The sequence below is a fragment of the Streptomyces sp. CA-243310 genome, from assembly GCF_050936775.1.
GTDB lineage: Bacteria > Actinomycetota > Actinomycetes > Streptomycetales > Streptomycetaceae > Streptomyces.
This window is the reverse complement of the sequence record NZ_JBNJMF010000001.1, coordinates 1,596,332-1,622,461: the sequence shown is the minus strand read 5'-3', so window position 1 is coordinate 1,622,461 and position 26,130 is coordinate 1,596,332. Positions and strand designations below refer to the sequence as shown.

General features: G+C 71.7%; 23 protein-coding genes. 11 read left to right on the top strand and 12 right to left on the bottom strand.

Annotated features, from left to right (window positions below; all coding sequences use genetic code 11):
• From cbiQ to ACQEVM_RS07640, 3 genes are all read left to right on the top strand, one after another.
• Positions 1 to 750, top strand: coding sequence for a cobalt ECF transporter T component CbiQ (gene cbiQ, locus ACQEVM_RS07650; RefSeq protein ID WP_433076312.1), 750 nt, complete (start codon positions 1 to 3; stop codon positions 748 to 750).
• On the top strand, positions 747 to 1,568 hold the full coding sequence (locus ACQEVM_RS07645) for an energy-coupling factor ABC transporter ATP-binding protein (protein WP_433076310.1): 822 nt from the start codon (positions 747 to 749) through the stop codon (positions 1,566 to 1,568). Before cbiQ ends, ACQEVM_RS07645 begins: the two co-directional genes overlap by 4 nt.
• Before the next feature lie 89 nt (positions 1,569 to 1,657).
• Entirely contained in the window at positions 1,658 to 2,242 is a 585-nt protein-coding gene (locus ACQEVM_RS07640) for a PadR family transcriptional regulator (protein WP_433076308.1), read from the top strand.
• Between the two features lie 44 nt (positions 2,243 to 2,286).
• On the opposite strand, the gene ACQEVM_RS07635 is transcribed toward ACQEVM_RS07640, so the two are convergent.
• A complete protein-coding gene (locus ACQEVM_RS07635) occupies positions 2,287 to 2,499 on the bottom strand; it encodes an EF-hand domain-containing protein (protein WP_053677573.1) in 213 nt (70 codons plus the stop codon).
• Between the two features lie 253 nt (positions 2,500 to 2,752).
• On the opposite strand from ACQEVM_RS07635, the gene ACQEVM_RS07630 reads away from it, so the two are divergent.
• The gene (locus ACQEVM_RS07630; protein ID WP_433076305.1) at positions 2,753 to 3,538 is read left to right on the top strand and encodes a tRNA-dependent cyclodipeptide synthase; all 786 of its coding nucleotides are present in this window, start codon (positions 2,753 to 2,755) and stop codon (positions 3,536 to 3,538) included.
• Positions 3,519 to 4,763 carry a cytochrome P450 gene (locus tag ACQEVM_RS07625; protein ID WP_433076303.1) on the top strand — a complete coding sequence of 415 codons (1,245 nt, stop codon included), beginning with the start codon at positions 3,519 to 3,521 and terminating at the stop codon, positions 4,761 to 4,763. Before ACQEVM_RS07630 ends, ACQEVM_RS07625 begins: the two co-directional genes overlap by 20 nt.
• 140 nt (positions 4,764 to 4,903) lie before the next feature.
• On the opposite strand, the gene ACQEVM_RS07620 is transcribed toward ACQEVM_RS07625, so the two are convergent.
• From ACQEVM_RS07620 to ACQEVM_RS07585, 8 genes are all read right to left on the bottom strand, one after another.
• Positions 4,904 to 6,091 carry a YncE family protein gene (locus tag ACQEVM_RS07620; protein ID WP_433076301.1) on the bottom strand — a complete coding sequence of 396 codons (1,188 nt, stop codon included), beginning with the start codon at positions 6,089 to 6,091 and terminating at the stop codon, positions 4,904 to 4,906.
• On the bottom strand, positions 6,088 to 6,885 hold the full coding sequence (locus ACQEVM_RS07615) for a polysaccharide deacetylase family protein (protein ID WP_433076299.1): 798 nt from the start codon (positions 6,883 to 6,885) through the stop codon (positions 6,088 to 6,090). The genes ACQEVM_RS07620 and ACQEVM_RS07615 overlap by 4 nt, the downstream gene beginning before the upstream one ends.
• A 402-nt stretch (positions 6,886 to 7,287) precedes the next feature.
• Positions 7,288 to 7,896 carry an ATP-binding protein gene (locus ACQEVM_RS07610; RefSeq protein WP_433079864.1) on the bottom strand — a complete coding sequence of 203 codons (609 nt, stop codon included), beginning with the start codon at positions 7,894 to 7,896 and terminating at the stop codon, positions 7,288 to 7,290.
• 179 nt (positions 7,897 to 8,075) lie between these two features.
• Complete coding sequence (locus tag ACQEVM_RS07605) at positions 8,076 to 8,843, bottom strand: enoyl-CoA hydratase/isomerase family protein (RefSeq protein ID WP_053677564.1); 768 nt, start codon at positions 8,841 to 8,843, stop codon at positions 8,076 to 8,078.
• Between the two features lie 86 nt (positions 8,844 to 8,929).
• On the bottom strand, positions 8,930 to 10,171 hold the full coding sequence (locus ACQEVM_RS07600; protein ID WP_433076297.1) for a L,D-transpeptidase: 1,242 nt from the start codon (positions 10,169 to 10,171) through the stop codon (positions 8,930 to 8,932).
• A gap of 112 nt (positions 10,172 to 10,283) precedes the next feature.
• Positions 10,284 to 11,033, bottom strand: a complete 750-nt coding sequence (locus tag ACQEVM_RS07595; RefSeq protein ID WP_433076295.1) for a L,D-transpeptidase — start codon at positions 11,031 to 11,033, stop codon at positions 10,284 to 10,286.
• 134 nt (positions 11,034 to 11,167) lie between these two features.
• Positions 11,168 to 13,285, bottom strand: coding sequence for a choice-of-anchor A family protein (locus ACQEVM_RS07590; protein WP_433076293.1), 2,118 nt, complete (start codon positions 13,283 to 13,285; stop codon positions 11,168 to 11,170).
• A gap of 133 nt (positions 13,286 to 13,418) precedes the next feature.
• The gene (locus ACQEVM_RS07585) at positions 13,419 to 14,615 is read right to left on the bottom strand and encodes an Ig-like domain-containing protein (protein ID WP_433076291.1); all 1,197 of its coding nucleotides are present in this window, start codon (positions 14,613 to 14,615) and stop codon (positions 13,419 to 13,421) included.
• A 363-nt stretch (positions 14,616 to 14,978) separates the two neighbouring features.
• Between ACQEVM_RS07585 and glgX the strand changes: the two genes are divergently transcribed.
• Complete coding sequence (glgX, locus tag ACQEVM_RS07580; RefSeq protein WP_433079862.1) at positions 14,979 to 17,141, top strand: glycogen debranching protein GlgX; 2,163 nt, start codon at positions 14,979 to 14,981, stop codon at positions 17,139 to 17,141.
• A 30-nt stretch (positions 17,142 to 17,171) separates the two neighbouring features.
• Here glgX and ACQEVM_RS07575 read toward each other — a convergent pair whose 3' ends face one another.
• Entirely contained in the window at positions 17,172 to 17,666 is a 495-nt protein-coding gene (locus ACQEVM_RS07575) for a MarR family winged helix-turn-helix transcriptional regulator (protein ID WP_433076289.1), read from the bottom strand.
• Positions 17,667 to 17,739: 73 nt separating this feature from the next.
• On the opposite strand from ACQEVM_RS07575, the gene ACQEVM_RS07570 reads away from it, so the two are divergent.
• Positions 17,740 to 18,939, top strand: a complete 1,200-nt coding sequence (locus ACQEVM_RS07570; RefSeq protein WP_433076287.1) for an MFS transporter — start codon at positions 17,740 to 17,742, stop codon at positions 18,937 to 18,939.
• A gap of 42 nt (positions 18,940 to 18,981) precedes the next feature.
• Positions 18,982 to 19,704 carry a CDP-alcohol phosphatidyltransferase family protein gene (locus tag ACQEVM_RS07565; RefSeq protein WP_053677551.1) on the top strand — a complete coding sequence of 241 codons (723 nt, stop codon included), beginning with the start codon at positions 18,982 to 18,984 and terminating at the stop codon, positions 19,702 to 19,704.
• Here ACQEVM_RS07565 and ACQEVM_RS07560 read toward each other — a convergent pair.
• Positions 19,685 to 20,191 (bottom strand): adenylyltransferase/cytidyltransferase family protein, encoded by a 507-nt coding sequence (locus tag ACQEVM_RS07560; protein WP_433076285.1) that lies wholly within the window; start codon positions 20,189 to 20,191, stop codon positions 19,685 to 19,687. The two genes, ACQEVM_RS07565 and ACQEVM_RS07560, sit on opposite strands and share 20 nt — an antisense overlap.
• A gap of 172 nt (positions 20,192 to 20,363) precedes the next feature.
• Here ACQEVM_RS07560 and ACQEVM_RS07555 point away from each other — a divergent pair, with 172 nt between their 5' ends.
• The 3 genes from ACQEVM_RS07555 to ACQEVM_RS07545 are packed head-to-tail and all read left to right on the top strand — an operon-like array spanning position 20,364 to position 24,552.
• Entirely contained in the window at positions 20,364 to 21,569 is a 1,206-nt protein-coding gene (locus ACQEVM_RS07555) for a glycosyltransferase family 4 protein (RefSeq protein WP_433079860.1), read from the top strand.
• Positions 21,566 to 23,311: a lipopolysaccharide biosynthesis protein gene (locus tag ACQEVM_RS07550; protein ID WP_433076283.1), complete on the top strand. Its 1,746-nt coding sequence runs from the start codon at positions 21,566 to 21,568 to the stop codon at positions 23,309 to 23,311. Before ACQEVM_RS07555 ends, ACQEVM_RS07550 begins: the two co-directional genes overlap by 4 nt.
• The gene (locus ACQEVM_RS07545) at positions 23,308 to 24,552 is read left to right on the top strand and encodes a hypothetical protein (RefSeq protein WP_433076281.1); all 1,245 of its coding nucleotides are present in this window, start codon (positions 23,308 to 23,310) and stop codon (positions 24,550 to 24,552) included. Before ACQEVM_RS07550 ends, ACQEVM_RS07545 begins: the two co-directional genes overlap by 4 nt.
• 36 nt (positions 24,553 to 24,588) lie before the next feature.
• Here the strand turns inward: ACQEVM_RS07545 and ACQEVM_RS07540 are convergent, their stop codons facing one another.
• Positions 24,589 to 26,109, bottom strand: a complete 1,521-nt coding sequence (locus tag ACQEVM_RS07540; RefSeq protein WP_433076279.1) for a hypothetical protein — start codon at positions 26,107 to 26,109, stop codon at positions 24,589 to 24,591.
• Positions 26,110 to 26,130 lie beyond the last annotated feature (21 nt).

Sequence of the window (26,130 nt, the reverse complement as noted above, 5' to 3'; positions counted from 1 at the left end):
GTGCTGCCGATCGACGTGGCTGCGCACGGCAGTCGCTGGCGCCGCCGCCATCCGCTGGAGAAGGCCCTGTTGGGGCTCGGGCTGACGGTCACGGCCGTGGCCCTGCCGCCCTGGCCCGGGGGGCCGCTCGTCGCGGCGGCCACCCTGGTGGTGCTGCTCGGGCCCGCCGGGGTGGCCGGGCGCCAACTGTGGCGGGCCTTCCGGATCCCGCTCGGTTTCTGCTTCACCGGAGCGCTTCCGCTGCTGTTCGCGGTGGGCGGTCCGGCGGGGCTGGTGTCGTGGGCCCCCGACGGGCCCCGGCACGCGGCCGAGCTGCTGTTGCGCACCTCCGCGGCCTCCCTCGGGGTGCTGCTGTTCGCGTTCACCACCCCGGTGTCGGACGTCCTGCCCCGGCTCGTGCGGGCCGGGGTGCCGGCGCCGGTGGTGGACGTGGCCCTGGTCATGTACCGGATCGGGTTCCTGCTGCTGGACTCGATGGCCCAGGTCCGCCGCGCCCAGGCGGCCCGGCTCGGGCACACGGGCCGGGCCGCGGTGTGGCGTTCGCTGGCCGGGCTGGCTGCGACCTCGTTCGTACGGGCCTTCGACCGCGCCGCGCGGCTCCAGGAGGGGCTGGCGGGGCGTGGTTACGACGGCACGCTGCGGGTGCTGGTGCCGCCGGCCACGCTGTCGTGGCGGTTCCTGGCCGCGTCCGGGGCGCTGTCGGCGGCCCTGGTCACCGTGACTCTCACCCTGAAGGGGCTGTACCTGTGAATCCGTTGGTGGAACTGTCCGGCGCGGGCTACGCGTACGAGGACGGGCCCGAGGTCCTCTCCGGCGTGGACTTCGGCATCGTCGAGGGCCGCGCGCTGGTCCTGCTGGGCCGCAACGGCAGCGGCAAGACCACCCTGATGCGGCTGCTCAGCGGGGGGCTGCGGCCGGGTTCGGGCACGTTGCGGCTCGACGGTGCGGTGGTGACGCACGACCGGGCCGGGCTGACCCGGCTGCGGCGGGCGGTGCAGTTGGTGGTCCAGGACCCGGACGACCAGTTGTTCGCCGCCTCGGTGGAGCAGGACGTGTCCTTCGGCCCGATGAACATGGGCCTGGAGCCCGACGAGGTGCGGGGTCGGGTGGACTCGGCGCTCGCCGCCCTGGACATCACGGCGCTGCGGGACCGGCCGACGCACCTGCTCTCGTACGGGCAGCGCAAGCGCGCGGCCATCGCGGGCGCGGTGGCGATGGCCCCGCGCGTGCTGATCCTGGACGAACCGACGGCCGGGCTGGACCCGGACGGGCAGGAGCGGCTCCTGGACGTCCTGGCGGGGCTGCGCACGGCCGGGACCACGGTGGTGATGGCCACGCACGACGTCGACCTGGCGGTTCGCTGGGCCGACGACGCGGCGGTCCTCACCCCGACCGGTGTCCGCGTCGGTCCGGCGGGGGAACTCCTCTCGGATCCCGCGTTGTTGGCCTCGGCCGGGCTGCGTCAGGCGTGGTCCCCGACGGTCACGGCCCTCCTGCGCGCCCACGGCCTGTTGGCCCCGGACGTTCCCGGCCCGAGGACCCCGGAGGCCTTGGCCGCGCTGCGGTGACGGCGCGGGCGCCCGACCGAGCACCTGCGGCGACCGGCGGCGAGGACGGAGCGCGCCGCCGGGATCGACCCCGAACCTAGGATGGCCGCATGTCGCTGCCGCACGCCATCCTCACCGCCCTGCTGGAGAAGCCTTCGTCGGGGCTGGAGCTGACCCGGCGGTTCGACAGGTCGATCGGGTACTTCTGGTCCGCCACGCACCAGCAGATCTACCGGGAGCTGAGCCGGCTGGAGGAGGCCGGGTTGATCAGGGCGTTGCCCGGCGAGGTCCCGGTGCGCGGGCAGCGCAAGGAGTACGAGGTGTTGCCCGCCGGCAGCGCGGAACTGGCCCGGTGGGTCGGCGAGAGCCAGGACCCGAAGGCCATCCGGGACCCCCTGCTGCTGCGGGTGCGCGCGGCGGGCGTGGTGGGGGCTCGGGGGCTCGGGGCGGAACTGCGCCGACATGTGGAGCTGCACCGGGGGCAGTTGGCGGAGTACGAGGCCATCGAGACACGGGACTTCCCGCCGGGACGGGACTCCGACGAGGACCGGCTGCGCCGGCTGGTGCTGCGCGGCGGGATCGGTCTGGAGACCTTCTGGCTGCAATGGCTGGAGGAGGCCCTGACCGAGGTCGAGGACATGGCTCCCCCGCAGGACGGACCGGGGGCGCCCGAGGGACCCGGGGTCACGGCCTGACCGCCTCCGGTCCCGGCAGGGGGCGGAGGCGGTCGGGACGGGGACTACTTGTTCAGGGCGACCCAGAACTCGTCGAAGCTCAGCAGGCCGTCGCCGTTGCTGTCCTTGGATGCGACCACGGCGTCCGCGACCGCGCCGGTGACGAACGCGTCACCCATGGCCTTCATGGCCGCGCTGTACTCGTCGGCCGTGACGAAGCCGTCGCCGTCCGCGTCGAACTTACGGAACGTCGCCCGCGCGCTCTCGATGTCCGCCACTGGGTCCACCCCTTCTTGGTGCTTGTTGACGGCTCAGGGTAGCGCCCGCCCGGGCGGGGCTCGTCCCCGGGTCCCGTTCGGCCGGCAGAAAGAAAGCCAATTACCGCCCGGTAAGGCGGAAGCAATAATTCCGGCCAATAATTCCGGCCTGCACTTGTCACGCTCCGGCATCGCGGCATAACGTACCGACATTGCCGCCACACCAGGAGCGCAGGGCTCCCAGGGACAAGCGGCAACAAGGGCGATCACACAGGTGACGATCACAGCTGACGCATCATTCGAAGTTCTGCCCTTCACCCGCACCTGCCGCCATATCTGGGAAGACGGCGACCATGTGCTCATCGGAGTGAGTCCCGGAAACAGCTACTTCAGCTCCGAGCGCATCGGCGACCTCGCCCGATGGGCCACGACCCGCTTCGCCCAAGTCGACTTCGTCTACGCGGACCTCCACGTCGACCGGATGTTCGCCGCCTTCGGATACTCCCCGGAGCACGCGGGGAAGCGGGCGGCGAAGGAGATCAAAGCGGTCCGGCGACGCATACTCAAAGGCGTGGAGGAATCAGGACCCCCACTCGCCGAGATTCGCGTGAGGGCGCTTTCGGAGTTCCAATCGAACCCCGTCTACCAACTCTTGCACCGCCGTGTGCTCCATTTCCTGGAGACCGACGAAGAATTCCGAAAGGGCTGCGAGGAAATGGCCCTTCACTTTGTCGGCTCGAAGTTGCCGGAAGGTGAATCGATCACCGACGCACAGTTGCGGGTCTGTTTCGACTACATGGCAGCCGAACTGCCGTTCTTCGTGGACACCCCGAGCATTCTCGACGTCCCGTCGTCGGTGGCGGCCTACCACGTCAAGATGCCCCTGACCGATGTCCTCTTCGCACGGGGCGGGGGCCTGCGTGCCACCCGCAACCAGGCGTACGCCGTCGTGCGCCCCGAGGCCGCGGCGGCCTCGATCCACGCGCCGGCCGAGACGCCGGACACCACCTCGAACCACGCACCGACCGGAGGGACCGTCGATGACCGTCGAGCAGCTTGAGGGTCGGGAGACCGGGGGCGCCGGGGACGCCCTCCTCGACTTCCCGCTCTCGCGGCGCGGTGACGTGCTCCCCCCGGAGTGCGCCTGGCTGCGCGAGAAGGCGCCGGTCGCCAGGGTCCGCACCCTCACCGGGGACCCGGCCTGGCTGGTGAGCGGCTACGCGCCGGCCAGGCAGGTGCTGGAGGACGAGCGCTTCAGCCTCAAGGACACGGCGAACGCCGGCGTCCCCCGCCAATACGCGTTGACGATCCCGCCCGAGGTCGTGAACAACATGGGCAACATCAACGGCGCCGGGCTGCGCAACGCGGTGATGAAGGCGCTCAACCCGCGTCAGGAGGGGCTCCGGGACCTGCTGCGCGCCACGGCCGGGGAACTCGTCGACCGGATGGTGGCCGAGGGCGCCCCCGCCGACCTCCGGGCCGGTTTCGCGGACCCGTTCTCGGCCGCGCTGCACTGCCGGGTGCTGGGGGTGCCCTTCGAGGACTGGCGCCGGCTGATGTCGGGCCTTGACGTGGCGTTCATGACGGCGCGGGAGCCCTTCGCGGACTCGGCGCTCAACTGGTACAAGGACGTCGGCTACTTCGTCGAGCGCCTGGAGGCGCAGCTCGCCCTGCCCGCCGAGGAGCGTACGGGGCTCCTCGGCAGGTTCGCCGGGTTGAAGGAGGCCGACCCCGAGTCGGCGCACCTGACCGACGAGATGTTCGCGACGGTCGCCGTCTCGCTCTTCGGGGCGGGTGCGGTGTCCACGTCCGCCTTCCTGGTGCTCGCCGTCCTCGCGCTGATCCAGAAGCCGGAGCTGATCGGGTATCTGCGCGCGCATCCGGAGCGGATGGGCAAGGCGGTGGACGAACTCCTGCGCTGGAACCTCTCCGTGGGCGACGGCCTGCCTCGCATCGCCCTGGAGGACGTGCGGGTCGGTGACGTGCTGGTCAAGAAGGGCGAGCTGGTCCTGGTCCTGTTGGAGGGGGCCAACTTCGACCCGCTGGCCTTCGAGAACCCGGACGTGTTGGACCTCGAACGCGAGAGCCCCCACCCCCACCTGGCGTTCGGCGCCGGCCGGCACTTCTGCCCGGCGTCCGCCCTGGGGCGGGCCCACGCCGAGATCGCGTTGGAGGTGCTGGTCGAGCGGTTGCCGGAACTGCGCCTCGCGGTCCCGGCCGAGAACCTCGTCTGGCGCACGGGCTTCATCAAGCGCCTGCCGGAGCGGCTTCCCGTCGCCTGGTAGGCCCCGGTCGGGCCCTGCCCGACCGGCCGGACGGCGGCCTCCCGGGAGCCGGGCGAACTCCCGTGGCGCCGTCGTCCCGGCCGGGTCCGAAGGGGAGGGCCGGGACGAGGGCCCTACAGGCGCCACTTCGACGACAGGACCTAGCGGAAGATCCCGGTGTGGCCGAGCGAGTAGCGGCCGGGCTGGGGGTAGACGGCGAGACCGTGCGGGCCGCCGCCGACCGGGATCCGGGCCAGTTCCTTGCCGCTGGTGGTGTCGATGGCGTAGACCTCGGAGTTGTAGCGGCCCGACAGCCACAGCACCTTGCCGTCGGCGGAGACCCCGCCCATGTCGGGGCTGCCGCCGTCCGGCAGTTCCCACTTCTTCGTCAGCTTGTTCTGCGGGAAGTCGAAGACGGAGATGGTGCCCTCGCCGCGGTTGGAGACGTACATCTCCTTGGAGTCACGGCTGACGTACAGGCCGTGGCACCCCTTTCCGGTGGGCAGCAGCTTGGGGATGTCGAACTTGTCCCCGCTGAGCACCCACATGCCGTGCGCCATCATGTCCGCGACGTAGAAGGTCTTCCCGTCCGGGGAGATCTTCACGTCCTGCGGCATCGCGCCCTCGAACGGCAGCTTCTGCTGGCCGACGACCTCCATCTTCTCGGTGTCCACCTTGAGGAGTTCGCCGGAAAACTCGCAGCTCACGATGAAGTAGCGGCCGTCGGCCGAGAAGTCCGCGTGGTTGACGCCGAAGCAGGTCACGGGCACCGTCTTCACCCGGTTCATGGTGTGGGGGTCGCGGAAGACCAGTTCACGGTCCATCGACGCCATCACGATCGCGTACTTCCCGTTGGGCGTGAAGTAGAGGTTGTACGGGTCGTGCACCTCGACGGGTTCGCCGGCCTCGCCGGTGGCCGGGTTGATGGGGGTGAGCGTGTGGCCCCGGTTGTTGTTGACCCACAGGGTCTTCATGTCCCAGGAGGGCACGACGTGTTGGGGCTGGGCGCCGACGGGGATGGTGTCGATGACCTTGTACGTGGCCGGGTCGATGACGGACACCGTGTTGGAGTTGGTGTTCGGTACGTAGACCCGGGACGGGAAGTCCTTGACCACCGGGGAGAGCCGGTTCGGGCGGTCCGCCGCGTACACGTCCTTCGGGTCGAGCACCGGTGGCATTCCCTGCAGTCCGGGCGGCGCCGCCGGCACGGCCTTGACCGGCCGGGCGGGTCCTTGGGAGCCGAGCGCCTCGGTCGCGCCCCCTCCGCCGGAACCGCAGCCGGCCAGGGCAGCGAGAACCAGTCCGGCGAGCAGCGCGGTGGCCTTCCGGGGAAGGCGGTTCGTGGTCATGGGGTCAGCAGCTCCGTGGTGGTCACCGTGCGCAGCTTGCGGCGCGCGAGTTCTTCGAGGAGGGGCGGCATCGCGTCGACCGTGTCCGCGTAGCCGAAGTGCAGGCTCACCACCGATCCGCCGTGGATCGTCCCGGTGACGTTGCGGATGACGGCCGCGGCGCCGGGCGAGGTGAAGTCGAGGGAGTCCACGTCGTACGACAGGACGTGCGGGTAGCCGGCCCGTTGGGCGAGGGTTCGCACGAGTGGGCTCGCGTACTGGGTCTGCGAGGGGCGGAACCAGGTGCCGATCGAGCCGGTGAGGCGTTTGAGGCGCTGCGCGCAGCCGGTGATCTCGGCGAGGGCGTCGGCTTCGGACATGTCGTTGATCGCGAGGTGGCGTTGGGTGTGGTTGCCGAGTTCGTGGCCGCCGTCGAGGATCCGGCGGGCCATGTCCGGGTGGTCGTCGAGCCAGGTGCCGATCGCCAGTACGGTGACGCGCGCCCCGCCCTTCTCGGCCTCGGAGAGCACGGCGCGGGCGACGGCGGGGTCCCCGTTGCCGTGGAAGGTGAGGGCCACCCGGGGGCGGTCGCGGGGGCCGTGGGCGATCTCGACGGGGAGACCGGCGAACCGGCGGGGTGCCGGTGCGACCGCGGCGGCGGGGGCCTTGGCGGGCACGGTGGCGGAGGGGGCGGCGGCCTTGTCGGGGGCGGTCGCCCGGGGCGGGGACGCGGTCCCGCAGGCGGTGGCGAGGGCGCCGACGGCGCCCGCCACCCCGGCGCGAAGGGCGGATCGGCGGTCCGGATAGCAGAGCACTTGCCCATTTAAGGGGTGGATAGCCGAGATGGTAATGATTGACCCAATTCGGGACGTCGGCCACCAGGACGCCATCAGGGGCTCCGTCCGCTAAGTGATCAACGATTCACTCAGAGCGGCCGATACTTATTCATTGATTACGAGGTGAGTGGCCCACCTCACCTAAGATTTAGGTGGAAACTCTTAGGATATGCACACTTATGTCCGTGTTGGGACTTTTGGCATTCGGTCGCTCGTCTGCCATAGTCGGAACCACGACTTCCCTTTGACCCGAGCGAAGTCCCGCCGAGGATCACACCCCCTTCGATCCTCGGCACACCCATGAAACCCCCGCTGCGCCCACATCACGGCGACAGGGGGTTTCTGGCGTTTCCGGGGGCCGAAGCGTGGGAGAGCAAGGCCCTAGCGGTCGGCCACCCGCATCTCGAACCAGGTGATCTTGCCGCGCGGCAGCAGATCGGCGCCCCAGCGGTCGGACAGCTTGTCGACGAGGAAGAGTCCGCGCCCCGTGGTGTCCATCTCGTGGACCGGCATCAGACAGGGCAGCCCGCGCGAGGGGTCACGCACCTCGATCCGGATCCACCCGCGGCGACGCAACATCCGTAAGCCGAAGGAGCGGGCCCCGGTGTGGCGCACCGCGTTGCCGACGAGTTCGGACACCAGCAGGACCGCGTGTTCGGCGATCTGCGGCGAGAGGCCCCAGTAGCGGATCACCACCGACTGGGTGAGCCGACGAGCGGTTCTCGCGGACTCCGGCATGGACGGCAGCGTCACCTCCGCCTCCGCCGGATTCTCGTACGACTCCGGTGCCTTGAGGCCGTGTTCATCCTCAAGAGACACCGTGAGCCGTACGGCGGAAGCGCTGCTGCGCTGCCGCGGCTGTTCCACACCCTCCAGGCCCGCCATGAACCCATCATGGACGGCGCGACCGCCGCTCCGGGTCGTTCCGCGGGAAAACACCCCCCGGAATGGTTGATTCCGAATGAGTGTCCCGGCATATGCAACGGGCAAAAGAGGGGCCTCGACGCGGAGGTGACCTGCAATGACAGACGGCGCGGAGCCGATCACCCTCGGTGCGCCATGAGGTCCCCTTAAGCCTGGCTTAAGGCCTGGCTAATGCACCCGCAGGGAGGACTCCCCGGGAACTCCGACGGGGACTTCCCCCGCGGCTGGACCGCCCCGGCCCGGGCCTAGAGGAACTTGGCCTTGCCGGGGCCCTCCTCCACGAAGCTGCGCATGCCCCGCTCGCGGTCCTCGGTGGCGAACAGGCCCGCGAACCAGTTGCGTTCGATGGTCAGTCCGGTGTCGATGTCCGCCTCCAGGCCGGCGTCGACGCACTCCTTGGCGGCCCGCAGGGCGAGCGCGGGGCCCTGCGCCAGCTTCGCGGCCCAGGCGTGCGCCTGCTCGTACACCTCGGCGGCCGGCACGATCCGGTCGACCAGACCGAGGGCGAGCGCCTCCTCTGCCTTGACCATCCGGCCGGTGAAGATGAGGTCCTTGGCCTTGGACGGCCCGATCAGACGGGACAGCCGCTGGGTGCCGCCGGCGCCCGGGATCAGGCCCAGCAGGATCTCGGGCTGCCCGAGCTTCGCGTTGTCGGCGGCGATCCGGTAGTCGGCGCAGAGCGCGAGTTCACAACCGCCGCCGAGGGCGTAGCCGGTGACGGCCGCGACGACGGGCTTGGGGATCCGGGCCACGGCCGTGAACGCGTCCTGCAGACCGCGGGACCGGGCGACCATCGCCGCGTGGTCCATGGTCTGCATCTCCTTGATGTCCGCGCCGGCGGCGAACACCTTCTCGCCGCCGTAGATGACGACCGCGCGGACGTCGGCCCGGTCGCCGGCTTCGACCGCGAGCTCGCGCAGCCGGTCCTGGGTGGCGATGTCCAGGGCGTTCATGGGCGGCCGGTCCAGGCGGAGGGTGCCGACGCCTTCGGAGACTTCGAGAGAGAGGGTCATACGGGGAAGGTTAGTACCGGTCAACAGCGAGTGGCCCGGTGCCGTGGGTCACAGCGCCGGGCCACTCGATCACGATCGGGGTGGGGTTACTTGACCCACTCCGCCCAGTCCATGTTCCAGCCGTTGAGGCCGTTCTCCGGCGCGATCTCCTTGTCCTTGGAGTTCTTCACGACGACCACGTCACCGATGAGCGACTGGTCGAAGAACCAGGCGGCGGGCTGGTCGGGGTCGCCGGCGCCGCGCGCGTCGCGCAGACCGACACAACCGTGGCTGACGTTCTCCGAACCGAAGGTGGAGGAGGAGGCCCAGTAGTTGCCGTGGACGAAGGTGCCGGAGTTCGACAGGCGCATCGCGTGCGGCACGTCGGAGATGTCGTACTCGCCGCCGAAGCCGACGGTGGCGCCGTTCATCCGGGTCACCTTGTACTTCTCGCTGATGACCATCTGTCCGTTGTAGGTGGTCGTCGACGGGGCGCCCGCGGTGATCGGGAGGTTCTTCAGGACCTGGCCGTCGCGGACGACCTCCATGGTGTGCGCGCTCGCGTCGACCGTGGACACCTGGGAGCGACCGATGGTGAAGGAGAACGTGCGGGTCTGCTTGCCGTAGACGTTCTCCCGGCCCTCGACGCCGTCGAGGGCGAGCTTCACGGTGACCTTGGTGCCCGCGGCCCAGTACTTCTCCGGGCGGAAGTCGAGGCGGTCGTTGCCGAACCAGTGGCCCTCGATCGGTACGGAGGGCTCGGCCGAGACCGTGATGGCCTTCTCCACGGCCTCCGGGTTGGTGATGCCGCGGGTGAAGTTGATGGAGACGGGCATGCCCACGCCGACCGTGGAACCGTCCTCGGGGGTGTAGTGGCCCACGAAGGTGTTCTCCGGGGTCAGGGTGGTGAAGGTGGTGTCCTTGACCGACTCCCGGCCGGCCGTGTCCTTGGCCACCGCGTGCACCTTGTACTCGGTGGCGGAGGCCAGATGACGCTCGGGCTCCCAGTTCGCGCCGTCCGCGGTGAGCTTGCCGGCCACCGCGTTGCCCTTGGTGTCGGCGACCGTCACCGTCGTGAGCTTGCCACCGGTGCTGGATATCTTCAGGATGCCGCTGGTGGCGACCTCCTTGGCCCCGTCGTCCGGCTTGACGTTGACGACAGCCTTCGACGCCTCGGTGCCGGACTTGCCGGCGCCGCCCCCGCCGTTGTCGTCTCCGCCGCTGCCCCCGCCGTTGCCGCCACCGCTGCACGCGGTGGTGAGCAGCAGGGCCGCTCCCAGCAGTAGGGCCGGCAGGCCGGTGCGGACTCGACCGCGAATCGGCTGCAGGTTCACTCGTGTTCTCCCCATGTCCCCCGCGCACGGACAGTCGCGCGCTTGTCGACAGGAAATCACACGGGAAGAACACGAAAAGATACGGTCTTGTCACCGTTCGGTCCCAAGCACGGGGTCCGTGCCGGGGTCAGTCGTCCGTACCGGGTTTGGTCCCCCAGACGTAGACCGCGTCGCCCTCGGCCAGCAGGTTCCACAGGCGTTCGGCGTCGGGCACCGAGAGGTTGACGCAGCCCGCCGAACCGCCGTGCGCGTAGAGGTCGCCGGGGCGGCCGTGCAGGGCCTGCCCCCCGTCGAAGAACTGGGCGTACGGCATGGGCGCGTTGTCGTACAGCGTGGACTCGTGGTCCTTGCTGCGCCAGTACACCTCGTGCCAACCGGGCCGGGTCTCCTGGTCGTCGCGGCCGGTGCGGATGGGCACGGGCGCGAAGACGACGCGCTCCCCGCGCTGTACCCACAGGAGTTGGCGTTCCAGGTCCACACAGGTCACCCGGTGCTCACGGACCGGGCAGGAGCCCTCGGCGTTGGGGTTCTCGCGGGCGTTCACGGCGACCATCGTGCGGTGCGTGACGAGGCCGGCGTAGCCGTCGGCGGGGGTGACGCGGTGGGTCCGCTGGAAGGAGCGGACGGCGACGCAGTCGGCGGTGGACTGCACCCCGTCGACCGCTCGGCCCAGTCCGGCCTCCAACTCGCGCTGGTAGGGGCCGGTACCGGCGGTGCAGGCGGGCTCGGGCTCCGGGACGCGCCGCGCCCCGGCCGCTGCGGCCGGGGCGGCGAGGGTGCCCAGGGTCAGGGCCGCGGCCAGGGCGAGCGCCCCGCGTATCGCGGATGTCCCGCGGGCCGGGCGGCCCGTGGCGGCGATGGTGTCCCCTGTGGGCATGTGGGCCTCCTCGCGCCCGCCGGTCGGGCACTCGCCGCCCAGCCAACCCGGTCCCGCCCGGTACGGCCGCCCGGGTGCGCCGGCGGGGTGAGGAGGTCACTCCGCCGGAGTACCCGGCCGGGGTCGCGCGGGGTTCAGGCGCGCGGGCCCTTCGGGTCCTTGCCGTGGTCGTCCCGCTTGTTGTGCAGGGTGACCACGAGGCGGTGGTTCGGGGTCGTCCCGTCGAGGCGCAGCGGCCCGGTGACCCGGTTCCCCGGCAGGACGTAGCCCTCGGGGACGTCCGTCTCGACCAGGTAGTAGGAGCCCTCGGAGAGCCGGTCGAAGTCGCAGATCCCGTCGCGGTCGGTGGCGCAGCCCGGCTTGACCCTCCGGTCGGCGTTGATGCCGCGGGTCTGGAGGCCCTCGGTGTTGTTGGTCTCCTTCCAGACCTCGAACACGGCGCCGCGCAGCGGTCGCCCGGTCTTGGCGTCCTTCTTCACCACGCGCAGGGTGCCCGGGTCCTCCTCGGGCTCCCTGGTGTTGGGGACGTTGACGACGATCCCCTCCGTCACGTCGCCCTCGTCCGGGGTGAAGGCCACCACCGGGTCCTCGGGCGGGTCGTAGCCGTCGGGGGCCGCGATCTCGCGCCAGTAGTACGTCGGGCCGACGGGCAGGTACACCGTGCAGCTGCCGTCGGCGTCGGTCACGCACTCGCCGGGGAGCCTGGTGTCCGGGTCGGTTCCGCCGGTCTGCAGGCCCGTGCGGCCGTTGCTCTCGCGCCACAGGTCGAAGCGGCCGCCGGGCAGCGCTGCGCCGGTGGCGAGGTCGGACTTCCAGAGCACGACCTTGGCGGTGGGCACGGGCAGCCGCTCGTTGTCGACGGTGACGCGGACGCCGGCGTTGGCGTTGTCCGCGTTCAGCACCAGTGGGAAGACCGGGTTCGGGGCGGGGCGGTAGCCGGTGGGGGCGACGGTCTCGCGCCAGTAGTACCGGCCGAGGTCCGTGGTGCGGGAGCAGATCCCGTTCTCGGGGGTGGTGCACTCGGTGACCCTGGTGTCGGCCTCCGCCCCGGTGGTCTGGAGGCCGGGCGTGTCGTTGGTCTCGCGCCACAGCTCGAACCGCGCGCCGGCGAGCGGGCGGCCCGTCTCGTCCCGCTTGAGCACGGACACCGCGCCGGTCGTCACCGGCGGGGCGCAGTCGGGGAGGTCCCCGTCGAAGGGGTAGGCGTGGAACTCCTGGCCACCGCCACCGCCCTGGATGCCGGTGTGGGTGAGGTTGCCGGTGGTGAAGAAGCGGCCGTTCATGCCGGGCAGGGTGACGGTGGCCTGGGAGCGCTGTTCGCCGATCAGCACGCTGCCCTGGAACTGGCCGCTGCCGTTCAGGTTGACCGTCGTGGCGTCCGGGAAGTTCCACAGCAGCCGGGTGCGCAGGGCGTTGAAGGTGTCGGCGCCGTCGACGATGGTGCCGCTGTAGGTGTTGATCGTCCGGGTCGTGCCGAGGACGTTGACCAGGACGGTGGCGTTCGCCGGGATCCGGGCGAAGCGGATGCCGACGGCCCCTCCGTTGCGGCCGACCAGGTCGGTGTCGAGGTTGAAGACCTGGAGCGGTGACCTGTCGTCGCCGGTGAAGACGAAGGTGCCGTCCTGGTTGGCCACCGTGCCGGTCGCCGGGCGGGGGGCCGCGCCGATCCGGGCGTAGCACTTGCCGGCGGCGGTGAGGTCGTCGCGCAGGCCCGCGTAGGGGGCGGCGGCGTTCGGGTCGGCGCGCAGGGTGCCGGTGACCGTGCCGGCGCCGGGGGCGGTGCCCGCGTGACGGACCACGCCGCCGTCGGAGATCAGTCGTTCCCCGGCGGCGATGTTCACGTTCCGACCGGTGGTGAGGAAGTCCGAGCCCAGCGGTGGCTGGACCAGGGAGCCCGCGCCGACGACCCCGATGTTGTAGACGGAGCTCGCCCCCGCCACCTTGTCCTGGTCGAAGGTGCCGAGGACCACGACCCGGCCCTCGGCCTCCGCCGCGCGCTCGCGGACGAGGAAGTCGCCGCCGACGAAGATGTTCACGGCGTTGTCGGTGCCGACGGGCCGGGTTCCGGTGCCGATCGGGGGGAACGGGTTCGGGCAGGTACCCGGGACGCAGGGACCGAGCCCGCCCGGCAGGGGGGCGCGCAGGGCCCGTACCGGCTGCTCGCCGCCGGGCCCCGCGGCGAGGGCCGCGGGGGCGCCGGCGGTGAGCACGGCCCCGATCGCGAGGCCGAGGGTCCAGTTCCTTGCTGACATGACGCTCCGTCCGTTGCCTGCGCTGTTGGCTGACAGGCTGACGGCAGGCTCCGGCGTGCCGGATCGACGACACGATCCCGCTACGGCCATCCGGTCCGACAATCACTCGATTGATGCGACCGGGGGCCGCCGCTCAGCGGGCGGCCGAACCGGCGACCCAGTCGGCCCAGGTCATGTTCCAGCCGCCCAGCCCGTTGCTGGGGGAGACCGTCTTGTCCTGCGAGTTCTCGACGACCACCACGTCCCCGACCAGGGTCCGGTCGAAGAACCAGCCCGCCGGGGTGTCCGAACCGCCTCCCTTGTCGTCGCGCAGGCCCACGCAGCCGTGACTGACGTTGGTGCTGCCGAAGGTGTCGGGGCTGGCCCAGTAGTTGCCGTGCAGGAAGGTGCCGGAGTTGGTGAGCCGCATGGCGTGGGGCACGTCGGGGATGTCGTACTCGCCGCCGAAGCCGACGGTCTGACCGTTCATCCGGGTCACGTCGAACATCTCCATCACCACCATCTTGCCGTTGTAGGTGGTGTTCTTCGGGGCGCCCGCGGTGATCGGGACGGTGGAGACCAGCTCCCCGCCCCGGCGGACCTCCATGGTGTGCGCGGCCGCGTCCACGGTGGAGATCTGGGAGCGCCCGACCGTGAAGGTGACGGTCTTGTCCTGGATCCCGTACGAACCGGGCGCACCCTCGACGTCGCGGAGGTTCATCTTCACGGTGACCTCGGTTCCCGGCTTCCAGTACTCCTTGGGCCGGAAGTCGAGGCGGCCGTCGCCGAACCAGTGGCCGACGACCTGCACGGCGGGCCTGGAGGTGACGGTGATGGCCCGTTCCACCTCGGCGCGCTGCTTGATGGCGCGGTTGAAGTTGAAGGAGACGATCATGCCGGTGCCCACGGTGGAGCGGTTCTCGGGCTTGAAGTAGCCGATGAACCGCTCCTCGGGAACGTAGGTGGTGAAGGTGGTGTGCCGGGCCTGGCGGCGGTTGTGCCCGTCGAGGGCGACCGCGTCCACGGTGTACTTGGCGGCGAGCGAGAGCCGTCCGGCCGCCGGGTCCGGGCTCCAGCTGAGCCCGTCGGCGGCGATGGTGCCGGGGACCTGTTCCTGTTGGGCGTCCTCCACCTTGGTGACGACGACCCGTTCCAGCCGTCCTTCGGGGACGTTCACGACCAGCGGTCCCTCGGCCGGGACCCCCTTGGCCTCGTCCCCGGGGGTGATCCGGATGGCCTCGTCCGGCGACCGGGGTTTGCCGGGCAGCTGGATCTCGACCGGGGATCCGCCGTCCTTGGTGCAGCCGGTGAGCCCGCCCAGCAGGCCCGCCCATGCCGCCACGGCGGCCAAGCCCGCCCCTGCCCGCCTCGTCAGATGTGTCACGGACTGTCCAACGACCGGCCCCCTCCGGGGGAAACGTGGGCGCGGCCCACGTTCCGGGCGGGGCAGTACGGGCAGAACAGTGGGAAGGACCAGACGGGGGCGGACTCGGCCGGGACGCCGGGACCGCGCACTCCCCACCCCCGCAGGTACCGAGAGCCGTGGAGGCGGGCAGTGTCGAGCGCAGCCGAGCAAGAGGCGGTGGAAGCCGTCGAGGGTGACCTGCGGCGCGGCGGGACCGCGCCCGTACCGCACCTCGACGGGCAGTCGAACGGTCAGGCGAACGGCCGGGCGAACGGCCAGGTCACACCGCGGCCGGGCGCCGCGTCACGGGTGTCCGCGCGCCCGGGGCCGGCGGTCTGGCCCGGGTCCTCGCACCCCCTGGGGGCGCGGTTCCGGACCGGGCCGGACGGGGTCGCGGGGACCAATTTCGCGCTGTGGGCGCAGGGTGCGGAGGCGGTGGAACTGTGCCTGTTCGACGGGTCCGGCACCGAGACCCGGTGCGCCCTGACGGAGCTCACGCACGAGATCTGGCACGGCTTCGTGCCGGGCGTGCGCCCCGGACAGCGGTACGGATTCCGGGTGCACGGGCGCTGGGATCCCTGGACCGGCGCCCGGTACAACCCGGCGAAGCTGCTCCTGGATCCGTACGCGCGGGCCGTGGACGGCGACTTCGGCCTGCCGCCCGAGGTGTACGGCCACGTCCGGGACTGGCCGCAGCAGTACATCGCGGACACCGTGCGCGACGACCGGGACTCGGCGCCGTCCGTGCCGAAGGGGGTCGTCGTCCACGACGACGACGACTGGGCGGACGACGTCCGGCCCAAGACCCCCTGGGCCGATTCGGTGATCTACGAGTTGCACGTGCGGGGCTTCACGATGCGCCATCCGGGCGTCCCCGAGGAACTGCGCGGCACCTACGCCGGCCTGGCCCATCCGGCCGCGATCGAGCACCTGACCCGGCTCGGGGTGACGGCGGTGGAGTTGCTGCCGGTGCACCAGTTCGCGCACGAGGACCACCTGCTGCGCCGGAACCTGCGCAACTACTGGGGCTACAACTCGATCGGCTACTTCGCCCCGCACGCGGGCTACTCGTCGAGCGGGACGACCGGGCAGCAGGTCGGCGAGTTCAAGCGGATGGTGAAGGCGCTGCACGCGGCGGGCATCGAGGTCATCCTCGACGTGGTCTACAACCACACGGCGGAGGCGGGCGAGCTGGGCCCGACGCTGTCCCTGCGCGGAATCGACAACCGGGGCTACTACCGGCTCCAGTCCGACCAGCGGCGGTACGCCGACTACACGGGCTGCGGGAACACCCTGCACGCCGGGCGCCCGCACGTGCTGCGGCTGATCACCGACTCGCTGCGGTACTGGGTGACGGAGATGGGCGTGGACGGCTTCCGCTTCGACCTGGCGGCGGCGTTGGCCCGCTCGATGCACGACGTGGACATGCTCTCGCCGTTCCTCGCGGTGATCGCCCAGGATCCGGTGCTGAGGCGGGTCAAGCTGATCGCCGAGCCGTGGGACGTGGGGTCCGGCGGCTACCAGGTGGGGGCGTTCCCGCCGCTGTGGACGGAGTGGAACGACCGCTACCGGGACGCCGTCCGGGACTTCTGGCGGGGCGCCCTGCCCGACGTGCGGGACCTCGGGTACCGGCTGTCGGGGTCCAGCGACCTGTACGCGTGGGGCGGGCGGCGGCCGTACGCCTCCGTGAACTTCGTGACCGCGCACGACGGGTTCACCCTGCGCGACCTGGTGAGTCACGAGCGCAAGCACAACGAGGCCAACGGCGAGGACGGGCGGGACGGCACCAACGACAACCGGTCGTGGAACTGCGGGGCGGAGGGCGAGTCGGACGACCCCCGGATCGGCGCGTTGCGGCGCCGGCAGTTGCGGAACCTGCTGACCACGCTGTTGTTGTCGACGGGCGTGCCGATGCTGGTCGCCGGTGACGAGTTCGGCCGCACGCAGGGCGGCAACAACAACGCGTACTGCCAGGACAACGAGACGAGCTGGGTGGACTGGTCGCTGTTGGAGGACCCGGTGTGGCGGGAGCTGTTCGCCCTGGCCACGCGGGTGCTGGCGCTGCGCCGGGAGCATCCGGTGCTGCGCCGGCGGGCGTTCTTCTCGGGGCGGGCGCAGGGCGCGGACGGGCTGCGGGACCTGGCCTGGTTCACCCCCGGCGGCAAGGAGATGACGGAGCGGGACTGGTACGCGCCGGCCGCGGCGCTGGGCCTGTACCTGTCGGGGCGCGACATCCCGGGGCGCGACGAGCGGGGTCGCCAGGTGACGGACGACAGTTTCCTGGCGCTGCTGCACGCCGGGGACCGGCCGGTGGAGTGGATGCTGCCGGGCGCGCCGTGGGCGGCGACGTACGAACTGGTGCTGGACACCTCGTGTGAGGACCAGGGCGCGGCGCCCGCGACCCTGCACCGGGGCGGGGAGGCGCTGTCGGTTCCGGCCAGGTCGGTGCTGCTGTTGAGGGTGGTGGGCTGAGGCCGGCGGTGTCCGGGGGCGGCGGGCGGGTCAGCCCGTTTCGGCGTGGAGGAGCATCCGCTTGAGGAGGGCGGCGAGCGCGGCCCGTTCGGCGTCGTCGAGCGGGTCGATCAACCGCGCCTCGGCGATGTCGCGCCGGCGCATGGCGTCGGTCCAGCGGCGGTGTCCCTCGTCGGTGAGTTCGACGTCGACGCGGCGACGGTCCTCGACGACGCGGATCCGCCGGATCAGACCGGACTTCTCCAGGGTGTCCAGGCGGCCGGTCATCCCGGCCGGGGAGAGCAGCATCTCGGCTGCCAGTTCGGAGGAGGGGGCCCGCCAGGGGGCGCCCCGGGAGGCGAGCCGGTGGAGGGTCTCGAACTCGAACTCCTGCAGACCGGTCTCGGCCATCGCCCGTTCCTTGCCGTACTTCACGTGTTTGGCGAGGAGCTGGATGCGGGTGATGACCTCCTCGGTGGGCACGTCGAAGGGGACCTTGCCGCTCCAGCGGGCGATGTGCCGGTCGACGGAGTCCTCGGTGTCCATGGGCGGCAGTATCGCACCCGCCCACCAGTATTTCGTTGACGAATCATTCGCTGGCGAAATACTGTCCGGCGTCATGACCCCGACGATCTGGCGACTGCTCGCCGGGCGCGCCTTCGCCGCCTTCGCCACGGCCCTGATCCCCACCACCCTCACCCTCGCGGTGGTGCGCACCGGTTCGGCCGGCGACCTCGGCCTGGTGCTCGCCGCCGAGCTGCTCCCGATGCTGCTCCTCCTGCCCCTCGCCGGCGTGGTGGCCGACCGCCACCCCGCCCGACGGGTGGTGCTCGTGTCCGACCTCGTACGCGCCGCCGCGCAACTGGGCACCGGCGCGCTGCTGCTGTCCGGCCCCGTACGGATCCCCGAGCTCGCGGCGCTGGCCGCCGTGACCGGGGTCGCCGTGGCCTTCGGCAACCCCTCCGCCCGGACGCTGGTGGCGGGCATCGTGCCCGAGGAGGGCCGGCTGCGGGTCAACGCCCGACTGGGGGTGGCCAACGCCCTCGCCCTGATGGCCGGGCCCGCCGCCGCCGGCGCGATGGTGCTGTTCGTCGGCGCGGGCTGGTCCTCCCTGCTCACCAGCGCCCTGTTCGTCTGCTCCGCGCTCACCCTCGGCGGGCTGCGCACCCCGACGCCCGCCCGGGGCGACGTACGCGCCCGCTTCCTCGCGGAACTGCGGGCCGGCTGGACCGAGACCCGGCGGCACCCGTGGTTTCTGGCCAATGTCGTGGCCCACGGCGTCTGGCACCTCGCGGCCGGTCTGCTGCTCACCCTGGGTCCGCTGATCGCCGTGCGGAGCCTGGGGGGCGAGGGCGCCTGGGTGGTCATCGCGCAACTGGGCACGGCCGGGATGCTCGTCGGGGTCTGGCTCGCCGGTCGGCTGCGCGTGGGACGGCCGCTGGTCTGGGTGGCGGTCGCGTCCTCGCTCCAGGCCCTGCCGCTGACGGCCTTCGCGCTGCGGTCGCCGCTCGCGGTCACGGCGGCGGCCCTCTTCGTCGCCATGTTCGGCGTGGGGCTGCTGAGCCCCTTGTGGGAGACGGAGATCCAGCGCCGTGTCCCGCCGGAGACCCTGGGGCGGGTCGGTTCCTTCGACACCCTGATCTCGTTCGCCGCCCGACCGTTGGGCCTCGCGACGGCGGCGCCGCTCGCGGCGGTCGCGGGGACGACGGTCCCGCTCCTGGTGGCGGCCGCGCTCACCGCCGCGGCCAACCTGTCCGTACTGCTGCTTCAGGACGTCCGGGCACATCCCGGGCGGAAGGCCGCACCGGCCCTGCGATGATGTGCCCTTCATACGTACACACGTTCAAAGGGGCTTGGCCGGATGGCGAGATTCGGGACCGCGTTGCGGGAGCTGCGCGGGGCGCAGAAGTCGGCGAAGGGCGTGTCGCTCTACTCCCGGTACGTCAACCGTCCCGCCGGGCGTTACCTGGCCGCCGGGTCGCACGCCCTCGGCCTCACCCCGAACCAGGTCACTCTGATCAGCGCCGCCTTCAGCTTCGCCGCGGTCGCGGCCGTCGCGCTCGCCGCGCCTTCGTGGGGGCTCGGGATCGTCGTGTGGGCCGCGCTCGCGGTCGGCTTCGCCTTCGACTCCGCCGACGGCCAGCTCGCGCGGCTGCGCGGGGGCGGCAGCGCCTCGGGCGAATGGCTGGACCACGTCGTGGACTGCGCCAAGCTGACGGCCCTGCACACCTGCGTGCTGATCGCCTTCTACCGCTTCCCCGACGCGTACGGGACGGGAGGGGACGGCTGGCTGCTGGTGCCGCTCGGCTTCCAGTTCGCCGCGATCGTCACCTTCTTCGGCGGGCTGCTCACCGAGAAGCTCAAGCCCAGGCCGGCGCCGGGAAGCGCCGCCGCCGCGCCGTCGACCGTGCGCGCGGTCGCACTGCTGCCCGTGGACTACGGGGTGTTCTGTCTGGTGTTCCTGCTGCTCGGCGGCGGGGAGCTGTTCCGCTGGGCGTACGCGGGACTGGGCGCGGTCGCCGTGCTGTTCCTGCTGGCGTTCCTCGCCAAGTGGTACCGGGAGCTCAGCGCCGTTCCGCGCTGAGGCCCTCGCCGAGGTGGGCGACCTGGGGCGGGACGGCCGGCTGCGCCAGGGCGTCGAGGGCCCGACGGAGCTGGGTGCTGGAGGTGTGGACCGTGTAGGGGAAGTAGACGACGTCGACGCCGTGCTCGGCGAAGTCCTTCTCCAGGCGGTCGCCCTTGGGGGTGCCGCGCCAGTCGTCGCCCTTGAAGATGACGTCGAAGCGGACCTGCTTCCAGGTCTCCACCTTGTCCGGGACCGTCTCGACGAAGGCGGCGTCGACGTACTTGACGCTGCGGACGATCTCCAGCCGCTCCACCAGCGGGATCATCGGGCGGCGGCCCTTGGCGAGTTCGGCCATCTCGTCCGACACCACGCCGGCCACCAGGTAGTCGCACTGACTCCGGGCGTGGCGAAGGATATTGAGATGTCCGATATGGAACAGATCGTACGCACCCGGCGCGTAGCCCACTCGATACGGCCTGCGCGCGGACGCACCAAGGTCTGACATGTCCTGCTCCGTCATCGGTTACCCCCCATGGGCCACACCCCCCGGTGTGGCGGATTAGCAGACAATAGCGTGCACGTACCGCGTCACGTCGGTGAACGAATAGGGTGACGTGCGCATCATCCAGGGGAGAAGGGGACCTTCAGTGTCCAGATCCGGTCACCGGCGCCTGCTGCTGGTTTCCACCAATTACGCTCCTGAGCACGCGGGGATCGGGCCGTACGCCACCCAGATCGCCGAGCACTGGGCGGATCTCGGCCACGAGACCCATGTACTGGCGGGCATGCCGCACTACCCGGCCTGGTCTCTTGAGCCGGAGTACAAGGGAGCGCTTCGGCGCACGGAACAGCGCGCGGGGGTCACCGTGCACCGGCGCGCGCACACCGTTCCGCAGCGCCAGACCGCCGTGAAGCGGGCCCTCTTCGAAGGATCGATTCTGCTGCACGGAGCCGCGGCCCCGCCGCGGATGCCGAAGCCGGACGCGATCATGGCCCAGATGCCCAGCCTGGCCGGAGGGGTCCTCGCGGCGCGGCTCGCGGCCAAGTGGAAGGTCCCCTACGTCCCGGTGGTCCAGGACCTGATGGGAGCCGCCGCCGCGCAGAGCGGGATCAGCGGCGGCGACAAGGCGGCCGCGGTCGCCGGCCGCGCCGAGGCGTACGCCCTCAAGCGCGCCACCCTGGTCGGTGTGATCCACGAGACGTTCGTGGACCGGGTCGTCGGCATGGGCGTGGACCCGAAGAAGATCCGCCTGGTGCCCAACTGGTCGCACGTGGCGGTCCCCACGAGGCCCCGCGGCGAGACCCGCCGGCACCTGGGCTGGGCCCCTGGTCAGACGGTGGTCCTGCACTCCGGGAACATGGGCCTGAAGCAGGGTCTGGAAGTGCTCGTCGGCGCCGCGCGACTGGATCCGGACGTCCGCTTTGTCCTCATGGGAGACGGAAGCCAGCGCTCCACTCTCGCCGACCTCGCCGCCGACGTGCCGAATCTGGACATCATCCCCCCTGCCGCTGACGGCGAGTTCCCGGATATCCTCGCGGCGGCGGACGTGCTCGCGGTCACGCAGCACGCGGCCGTGATGGACATGAGCGTGCCGTCCAAGCTCACCTCGTACTTCCAGGCGGGCCGGCCCGTCCTCGCGTCCGTCGCGGCACAGGGCGGAACGGCCCAGGAAGTGGAACGTTCGGGCGCCGGGGTGCTCGTACCGCCGGAGGACCCCGACGCCCTGTTGAAGGCCGTCCGGGCCCTGGCCGAGGATCCCGAAGGCGCGAACGCGCTGGGGGCCGCCGGGCCCGCCCACGTGGCGGCCCACCTGAGCAGGCAGGCGGGCCTCGCCCGCATCGACGCACTGATAGACGAAGCACTTGGGGGTCCCCGGCCGTGATCGAGACGAACCGCCCGGCAGCGGCTCCGGCAGAGGACGAACCCGACCTCCTCCGGGACCAGTTCAAGCAGCTCCTGCGCTACCGCCGACTTCTCCTGGCGGGCGTCGGCGTCGGCCTGCTGGGTGGTGTCTACCTCGGCATATCCACGGCCGACACGTACGTCGCCACCGCCGACGTCGTACTGCGCGCGCCCACCGACGACCCGTTCAACCCGAGCCTCGCGCCCGACAAGGCGATCAACATCGGCTCCGAGCGTCAGGTCGCGCTCTCCAGCTCCATCGCCAACGAGGCCGCGAAGAAGCTCGGCGTCTCCGCGTCCGGCCTCGCCGGTCTGCGCTCGGGCCTCCAGGTCACCAACCCGCCGCAGACGATGGTCCTGCGCTTCACCTACACCTCGTCCTCCCCCCAGGAGGCCGCCAAGCGCGCCAACGCGATGACCGGCGCCTACCTGCTCAAGCGGCAGGAGGCCCTCGACGTCACCCGCGACAAGATGGTCAAGGGCTACCAGGACCAGCGCGACCCGGTCGCCAAGCAGTTGGACGAGCTGGCCAAGGACATCTCCCGGATGCCGGCGGGCGCCACCCGGGACGCGGCCACCTCCAGCAAGACCGACCTGCAGAGCGAGGTCGGCCGCTACAACAACAGCATCACCAAGCTCGAAGCCCTCGACATGACCCCGGGACGCGTCACCAGCCCCGCGACCCCGCCGTCCGAGACCGACGGCCCCGGCATCCCGATGTCGCTGGCGATCGGCGCGGCCGTGGGCCTCGCGCTCGGTCTCCTCGCCGCCTGGGTCCGGCTCGTCTTCGACCCGGCGCCGCGCTCCGAGGGCGACGTCGCCCGCGCCCTGCGCGCGCCCGTGCTGGGGTCCCTGCCGCGGGACAAGACCGGTGGCGGGCCGCTGCTCGCGGCCGGCGAAGAGGATCCGCGGCTGGCCGAGGAGTTCCGCTCGGTGGCGTTCCGACTCGCCTACGACGCCCGGTTCGCCGACCGGCGCCGCCTGTTGGTCGTCGCCCCGCGCGGCTCCAGCGAGACCGCCGCGGCGGTGGCCGTGAACCTGGCCGCCTCCTTCGCCGAGACCGGCAAGGACGTCCTGCTCATCGAGGCGGACCTGCGCACCCCGGTGCTGGCGAGCCAGCTGCCGACCGACGCGGGGGGCCGGCCGCGCTGGAGCCAGATGCCGGGCGGTCCCGCCGCCGGGCAGAGCGGCGACTCCGACTGGCCCGACGGACGGCAGCTCGTCGTGGACGCCGGTGAGTCCGGCGCCTTCGACCTGATCCCGGGCGAGCGGGTCCGCAACGTCGCCCGCGCCCTGACGTCGCCGCGCTCGACCCGGCTGATCTCCGAGGCCGACTCCCCCAACTCCACGGTCGTGGTGCTCGCGCCGCCCGTGCTCTCGTACGCCGACGCCCTCGCGCTCGTCGACCGCGTCGACGGGGTGCTGGTCGTCTGTGACCCGCGCGCCGTGCGGCGCACCGACCTCTCCCGCATCCGCGAACTGATCAGCGGTGCGGGCGGCACGGTGCTCGGCGCGGTGCTGCACACCCCGCTGCCCACCGAGAAGCGCGGACGCGGCAAGGGCAAGGGGGAAACGGCCTCGCAGGACGCGCCGGCCCGCAGGCCTGCCGGCCCGTCCGCGCCTCAGCCGATCCCCTACGAGGTGGCCGAGCCGGAGCAGCACATCCCCGGTGACGGCACCGACACCGTGGCACTGCGCACGGTCCGCATGGGCCGGCGGTGAGTCGGCGGGGACTCGCAGCGGTCGCCTCGGTCCTGGACCAGGCGGCCTCCAGCGCCACCAACATCCTGGTGCTGGTGTTGGCCGCCCGGCTGTCCTCGGCAGCCGGGTTCGCCGACTTCTCGATGGTGTACGTGACGTTCACCGTGCTCCTCGGGCTGAACATGGCCTACGTCGGACAGACCGTGGTCCTGGAGAAGGGCGAGCGGCTCCCGGCCGTGTGCCGCTCGGCCGTCGCCTTCACCGCGTCGGCCGCGACCGCCGTCGGCGTCGTGCTCGTCCTCGTGGGCCTGCTGCTGCCCGGGGCCACCGGGTGGGCCGTCCTCGCGCTGGGTCTGGTCCTGCCGCCGGTGCTCGTACAGGACGGACTGCGGTACTGCTTCTCCGCGCTGCGCGCGCCCGAGCGGGCCCTGGCCGCCGACGCGCTGCGTCTGGTGTGCGTGGTGCCCGCCCTGCTGCTCCAGCCCGAAGGGGCGTCGGCGGGACGGCTCGTCCTGGTGTGGGGGGTCTCCGCGCTGCCCGCCCTGGCCCTCGGGCTGCTCCTGCTGCGACCGGCCGTGCGGGGCGCGGCGACGGATCTGCGTCCGTACCTGCGCCGCGGGCACCTGGGGCAGCGGTTCGTCATCGAGTTCGCGGTGGGCAACGGGTCCAGCCAGCTCGCCGTCCTGGGCCTCGGCGTCTTCGCGACGCCCCTGGCCGTGGGGGCGCTGCGTGGCGCGACGACCCTGTTCGGGCCGCTCAACGTGCTGTTCAACTCCGCGAACGCCTTCGGGCCGCCCGTGGTGGGCCGGGCCTGCGGCAAGCGGGGCGTGGTCCGGCTGACGCTGCTGATGGGCGGCGCGCTGGCCGTCCTCGGCGCCGGCTGGGGGGCGGTGTTGTACGCGCTGCCCGATTCCGTGGGCCGCCAACTGCTGGGCGACACCTGGACGGCGGCCGCCGCGCTGCTGCCGGCGACGGGGGCCCAGTACGCGGTGATGGGGCTGGGCACCTGCGCCCTGCTGACCCTTCGGGTGCTGAACCCGAAGGCGACGCTCTCGCTCCAGGTGGTGTTCTCGCTGCTGTCGGTGGGGCTGCTGCTGGGCGGGTACGCGGCGTGGGGCGTCGCCGGCGCCGCGTGGGGGCTGGCCGTCGGCTCGGCCGCCAAGGCCGCCGCCGGCTGGGTGCGCGTCGTACGGCTGCCCGTACCGACGGCGACCGCGGGCCCGATGCCCGACCCGGTGACCGGGAGCCGCGGCGCCGTCTGACCCCGGCCGGGGCGCGTCGCGCGCCCCGGCGGCGGATCAGCGCAGGGTGCTGTCCTTGTCCGTGCGGTACGTCGCCACGAGGGCCAGGCACATGGCCGCTATCGCGACGCGGCCCGAGGCCTGGAGCAGCGGTCCGCGCAGCAGGATGAAGGAGTAGCCCGCGACCAGCGGGACGACCACCGAGATCAGGCTGCCCGGTGGGGACCTGCGGGTGGCGCGCTTCGCGTACCGCCGGTCGACGCGGGCCGCCGCGTAGCCGGTGCCCAACAGTCCCGCGACCATGCCCAGCGTGCCGAAGTCCAGCCACAGCTCCGCCCAGATCGGGGAGGAGAGGTTGGTGTTGACCGTGCCCATCCACTGGCCGACCATCACGCCCGTGTCGCGGGCCTTGCTCGGCCAGACCGAGCGGGGCACGGCGAAGAACACGGAACCGGCGAGCTGGCGCCCGTAGGAGTGCCCCGGGCCGGAGTCCGCGTACGTGATGGTGTTGGCGAACATGCCGATCTGGTCGTAGTCCTTGAGCGCCATCGGCTCCAGGAACGAGGTCGTCTCGACCGGCTTGTAGTTCTTCTCGTCGTACCGGAAGCGGTCCGCGAACGGGAAGACGAGCAGGGCGATCACCACGGCCATCGACAGCGCCACCCGGTACATCGCGGCGCTCACCGGGAAGACGGTGAACAGCAGCGCGAACATGACGGTGAGGAACCAGTAGCGCGGATTCGAGATCGGGTTGTTGACCACGAGGTTCAGCCCGGCCAGCGCCGCCCAGGTGACGATGATCGACACCTTGCGGCGGGCGAACTTCGAGGTGATCAACCAGCGCGTGTACAGCAGCAGGGCGAGCAGCACCGGTACGGTGCCGAAGCCGCGCAGCAGGGCCTGACCGGCCTGTCCGTCACCGTTGGAGACGCCCGATTCCTCGATGCCGGCGATGATCTCCTGGCGGCTGGAGAAGAAGACGGCGGGACCGCCCAGCTTCATGATGAGGGCGGCGCTGCCCAGGAAGGCGAGGACGGTCAGCAGTTGGAGGCGCCGCCGGTGCGCCATGACCGGCTTGCTCTCCTTGCGGGATCCTCCCGCGAGGCCCGTCGGCCGGTGCCGGGCGAGGAGGACGCCGACGTCGAACGCGAGGCAGCCGAGCAGGACGAGGCCGACGGCGATCGTCAGGTCGGATCGGGGCCCGACCACGGGCGTGGGTACCCGGCCCAGGACGGCCTGGGCGAGCGGGGCCACCCCCATCGCCATGTAGACGAACAGCCAGAACGAGCCCTGGAGCAGCTTGCGGCGGCTGGTCAGCACCATCGCGGACAGGCGGGCGCCCGCGTACATGGTGAGCAGGAGTTGGAGCCAGAAGGCGGCGTCGTGCTGGCCGTCGCCGGACTGGACGGCGACCACGAGCGGCAGGAACACGCTGAAGCCGAGGATGAGCGGGATGGACAACGCGCGCGAGAGCAGGGTGCGCGGGGTGGTGACCCGACCCCATTTCTTCTCGTCGTCCGGGTCGGGCACGCCGGGTATCGGGCGTGTGACGGCGGGCTTGTGTACGTCTGTTGCCACTGCTGCCCCCACCCGGTGTGC